Source organism: Fluviicola sp. (assembly GCF_030151805.1).
Lineage (GTDB): Bacteria > Bacteroidota > Bacteroidia > Flavobacteriales_D > Crocinitomicaceae > Fluviicola.
In genome coordinates this window covers 1-5,383 of sequence record NZ_JASLCN010000128.1, presented here as the reverse complement: position 1 = coordinate 5,383, position 5,383 = coordinate 1, and the positions used below count along the sequence as shown (strand labels likewise).

Here is a 5,383-nt window from a genome sequence, read left to right as displayed (position 1 = left end):
TATTACACCACGTAAAAGCTCCGGATTTCCCTACGGGAGGTATTATTTACGGAGTTGATGGGGCTCGTGAGGCTTTATTAACCGGTCGTGGACGCGTTGTGATTCGCGGGAAAGCGGAAATAGAAGAAAGCGGAGGTCGTGAGCAAATCATCGTTACGGAGATTCCGTACCAGGTGAACAAGGCTGAAATGATCAAGAAAACTGCAGAATTAGTCAACGACAAGAAAATCGAAGGAATTTCTGACATCCGTGACGAATCTGACAGAAACGGGATGCGTATCGTTTTCGAATTGAAACGCGAAGCGATTCCGAACGTTGTTTTAAATAAGTTATATAAGTATACAGCTCTTCAAAGTTCTTTCTCTATCAACAACATTTGTTTGGTTGATGGAAGACCCCGCCAGTTGAACCTGAGAGAAATGATTGCTGAATTTGTAAAATTCAGACATGAAGTGGTTATTCGCAGAACGAAATATGAATTGCGCAAAGCAGAAGAACGCGCTCATATTTTAGAGGGATTGATTATTGCTTCTGATAATATTGACGAAGTCATTGCAATCATCCGTTCATCTAAAAGCCCGGAAGAAGCGCGTGAGCGTTTGATGGAGCGTTTTGCATTGTCAGATATTCAATCCCGTGCAATTGTTGAGATGCGTTTGCGTCAGTTAACAGGACTGGAGCAGGATAAATTACGTGCTGAGTACGCTGACCTGATGGCTTTAATCACTGATTTGAAAGACATTTTAGATCGCGAAGAGCGTAGAATGCAGATCATTAAGGACGAATTGACAGATGTTCGCAACAAATACGGTGATGCTCGTCGTTCCCGTATCGAATACTCTGCTTCCGAAATGAAAATTGAAGATTTGATTCCGGATGAAGAAGTGGTTATCACAATTTCTCATGCAGGATATATTAAACGTACGAACCTGGACGAATTTAAAGTTCAGAGTCGTGGCGGAATGGGATCGAAAGGTTCTACTACGCGTGATAAAGATTTCCTGGAGCATTTGTTCGTGGCAACCAATCACAATTACTTGTTGATCTTTACTGAAAAAGGTCGTTGTTTCTGGATGCGTGTATTTGAAGTTCCGGAAGGAAACAAAACTGCAAAAGGAAGAGCAATCCAGAACTTGTTGAACATTGAGCAGGATGATAAGATCAAGGCTTATGTGAAAGTGAAAGATTTGACGGACAAAGAATACGTTGAAAATAACTTTATCGTGATGTGTACCAAACAAGGTATCATCAAGAAGACATCTTTGGAAGCTTATTCCCGTCCGAGAGCAAATGGTATCAACGCCATCACAATCCGTGAAAATGACGAATTGTTAGAAGCTCGTTTGACAGACGGAACAAATGAAATGGTATTGGCAACCAAAGCTGGTAGAGCGATCCGTTTCAACGAAGAGAAAGTTCGCCCGATGGGAAGAAATGCTTCCGGTGTGCGTGCTGTAACACTTCAAAGTGATGCTGATGAAGTAGTCGGAATGATTTGCGTGAAAGACAATTCCGAAACGATCCTGGTTGTTTCTGAAAAAGGTTACGGAAAACGTTCATTCCTGAATGATCCGGAAGATGGTGAGCCGGTTTACCGTATTACCAATCGCGGAGGAAAAGGTGTAAAAACCATTTCCATTACGGACAAAACAGGACCACTTCTTGCAATCAAAACGGTTACGGATGAAGATGATTTGATGATCATTACCAAAGCCGGAGTCACTATTCGCATGCATATGGACACGATTCGCGTCATGGGAAGAGCTGCACAGGGAGTTCGTTTGATCAACCTGAAAGGTTCGGCTGCCATTGCTGCAGTAGCGAGAGTTCCCCGTTCGGATGAAGAAGATGAAGAATTCGACGGCGAAGAAGGAACAATCATTGACGGACCAGGTGAAGAAGGTACTTTGGATGAATCAACTGAAAATAATTCTGAAGAATAAATATGGAATTTGATTTTTGTTTGCATCTTCATCCTGTCAATACTGGCACAAAAGTTGGAAATAAGAATCAGCAAATAAACAATTATGAACTATTTGAACATTACTAAAGGAGCATTTATAGCCGGAATCTTGATGATTTCCTCGTTTTCTTTTGCTCAAAAAAAGATTGAAACAGACGCCGTCCTGGCGCTTCAGGCATTTGAAAAAGCACAAATGGGCGGAAATATGGAAGAAGCAAAGAAACAATTGCTGAAAGCCAAAGAATCTATTGATATTGCCGCTACTAATCCGGAAACGGAAAAAAGCCCGAAAACATTGTTTTATAAAGGTGAAATTTATACCAATATGCTTTTTTTGAAAGTTCTTGGAGACACCGAATTCAACAAAAATGTGCCGGAAGATGCAAAAGATATCGCGATCAAAGCGTACAAAGAGTCTTATGACTTGTCTAATAAGTACGATTCGGATATTCAAAACAGTATCGGTGTGATTAAGCAAATGCTTCATCCGATTGGTTCTGCAGCTTATGAAGCAAAGAAATTCAAAGAAGCAGGTGCAATTTTCGGAACAATCAATGATTATAATTCTGTTTTAAATGTAGTGGACACGGTTTATATCTACTACCAGGGAATGGCTGCAGAATCTGATGAAAACTGGGCGCAAGCTGCTGAGTATTACAAGAAGTGTGCTGATATGAATTACAAGCCGAATGAGATTTACCGTGCTACTGCAATGGCTTATATCAAAGGTGGACAAAACGATAAGGCAATGGAATTTCTGAAGCATGCAATCGAAAAATCTCCAAAAGACAAGCACTTATACTTTGCTTTGGGAACGATTGCAATGGAGATGAAAGACGATCAAACTGTTTTGTCGAACCTGAACAAAGCAATCGAAATTGATCCGAAGTATTCTGATGCTTACTATAACTTAGGAAGTTACTTCTCAGGAAAAGGATTTGATCTTCGTCAGAAAGCAGGAGATTTGCCTCCAAGTGCTAAAAAAGAATCGGATGAATTGCTTGCAAAGAGTTTGGAATACTATGGTTTAGCAATGGATCCATTGGAGAAATACGTTGCCATTGTACCAAAAGATTTGGAAGTATTGAACAGCCTGGTCAAAATTGCACGCGCATTGAAAAAACCGGAGAAGGAAGCAAAATACAAGCAATTGCTTGATGCTGCGAAGCAATAATTGTTTCAGAAAAAGAATAGAAAAAGCTGTCCGGATTCGGGCAGCTTTTCTTGTTTTAATCCGAATTTTCAACCTCATTATTCCAATTTGCCAATTTGCCTGTTTGCCAAATGGCAAACCGTTAACGAGCCAATTCATTAAACGTTCAGGAGTTAACCAAATTTTAAAATTCTATTTATAATATAATCCCTATCTTAGTGACCCCAACAAAAAAAGTATGAAGAAGGTATTGATCATAATCTGTTTGTTTTTCGGTTTAAATACAATCGCTCAACTGAGCGCGGTAAAAGGTAAAACCGCTTACAATTTTTGGTTGAACCTTCCCGACAGCAGTATTTTAAATAACAACCCTCCAATCCTGGTTTTCCTGCACGGAAAAAGCCTGAGTGGCACCGATCTGAATCGGGTGAAAAAATACGGTGTGATTCACGAGATCGAAAAAGGAAGAAATGTTCCGGCAATTGTTATTGCACCGCAGGTAGCAAATGGTTCATGGAATCCGGATAAAGTACTGGAAGTGCTACAATATGTCCAAAAACTCTACAAAACCGACACCAATCGTGTGTATGTATGCGGAATGAGCCTGGGTGGATATGGAACAATGCACTTTGCAGGGAAATATGCACATAAAATTACCGCGGCCGTAGCGCTTTGTGGAGGCGGAAACCCAAAAGATGCATGTAATATGGCGAGTATTCCGATGTGGATTCAGCATGGAAACCGCGATGAAGCTGTTCCGGTGAGATATTCCAGGGAAATGGTAAATGCCATAAAAAAATGTAATGACGGAAAAAACCTCATTTATACTGAAATAGCCGGAGCAAATCACGGTGCATTGGAACGAATTTTCCGCGGAGATGAAATGTACGACTGGTTGTTTGCCCAAGTACGAACTGCAGCTAATGAAGTGCCCATGGTGGGCGTTCCGAAGAAAGCAGAAAACAACGATCAGGGAAAATTGCAGGATAAAAACACCAAAAGCACTCCCGCAACCGGAACCACCAGCAATTAATCAGATCAGTTAAACCTGATATTGGAGTACTTGAAGTTAATGATCATTTCAGCAAATTGCTTGATAAAATCCTGGCCCAAATTCCCGTCAAAATCAGTATCCGTTTCAGTCACGGACTCTTTCATAACCTGAACGTCTTTCAACGTTGCTGTAGCTTGACCTACTGAAAGAGTCACTTTCGGGAGAACATATCCTACATATTCGACAACACCTCCTGCCCCGCCGGATCTCAATGTTTTCTTTTTGCTCTTTTTCTCCACGGTTCGCTTGTATTTTTGATAATACGTCTTATTTAAAAACGTTTCGGCGGCACCGGTATCAAACGAAAACTGAAGCGTATCGGAATTATATGTCACCTGAACTGCAGGAACAAAACCGTTAATGATCATGTTACTCACTGAAACGGGTTCGGCAACTTTTGGAATAAATAATTCATCGGATTTATTCAAACGGATTTCATCCAGGCTCCGGATAACAGGAAATCCGATAATTCCCTGGATTCTATAATCTGCTTCCGAAAAAGCGAGGTCCTGATCATTGAAAACCAAAAAAACAACATTCTCACACTTGATATCTCCCAGCCAGAGTTCTTTCATGACAGCCAGGTCGCTTTTCACTTTCTTCCCGGTAATTGCCGTCACATCAAATTGAATCGGAATTATTTCAAAATTCATTTCCTGCGCTACGGAACGCTGAATAACCGAAAAATTTGCTCCTGTATCAAACACAAAGTTTTTGCTTACTGCGGATGTTTTTACTGGAATATTTGCCAGGTTTGCCTTATCGCGCGAAAGCTGGATTTTTACATCCGAAGAAACATGAATCCGTTGTTTATCCTGATTTTCGAGTGCTTTCCAGATCAATCCGGTATTGGAAAGATCTTCCAATTCTGCCGCCGAACAAACATGTGCAAAATTTTCAAGGATATACCGGTTTGTCAGATAAGCATCCTTGTATTCAAAAAGATTTACCAGATTCAGCTGTTTAACAAGCAGAATTTCCTTGAAGAGCGTATCGTTATTCATAAAATCCGCACCCTCAAAAAAAGTTTCAATTGCTTCATTGGAAGCCTTGAAATTGGAAAACGCATTTTCAACCAACCCCCAATAGTAGAAATAAACCTCCGGATCTATTCGGCTTTTATTTTGAATCAATAATTCTTTGATCTCAAAGTAATCTTTCTTCAAGGCCAAAACACCTATTTCCAGGTAGAACTTATTTTCGTCAAACGCAT

Annotated in this window: 4 protein-coding genes; 3 read left to right on the top strand and 1 reads right to left on the bottom strand. The window is 40.4% G+C overall.

The window, feature by feature from the left end; translation table 11 throughout:
- From Q1V93_RS04965 to Q1V93_RS04955, 3 genes are all read left to right on the top strand, one after another.
- On the top strand, positions 1-1,943 hold a 1,943-nt coding region (locus Q1V93_RS04965), incomplete at its 5' end, for a DNA gyrase subunit A (protein WP_300662313.1).
- Between the two features lie 84 nt (positions 1,944-2,027).
- On the top strand, positions 2,028-3,137 hold the full coding sequence (locus tag Q1V93_RS04960) for a tetratricopeptide repeat protein (protein ID WP_300662310.1): 1,110 nt from the start codon (positions 2,028-2,030) through the stop codon (positions 3,135-3,137).
- A gap of 217 nt (positions 3,138-3,354) precedes the next feature.
- Complete coding sequence (locus tag Q1V93_RS04955; protein WP_300662307.1) at positions 3,355-4,149, top strand: dienelactone hydrolase family protein; 795 nt, start codon at positions 3,355-3,357, stop codon at positions 4,147-4,149.
- A 5-nt stretch (positions 4,150-4,154) separates the two neighbouring features.
- Here the strand turns inward: Q1V93_RS04955 and Q1V93_RS04950 are convergent.
- On the bottom strand, positions 4,155-5,383 hold a 1,229-nt coding region (locus Q1V93_RS04950; protein WP_300662305.1), incomplete at its 5' end, for a retropepsin-like aspartic protease.

Coding starts and splice junctions, on each gene's coding strand:
- Q1V93_RS04960 (WP_300662310.1), top strand. CDS start 2,028: ATGAACTATTTGAACATTACTAAAGGAGCATTTATAGCCGGAATCTTG.
- Q1V93_RS04955 (WP_300662307.1), top strand. CDS start 3,355: ATGAAGAAGGTATTGATCATAATCTGTTTGTTTTTCGGTTTAAATACA.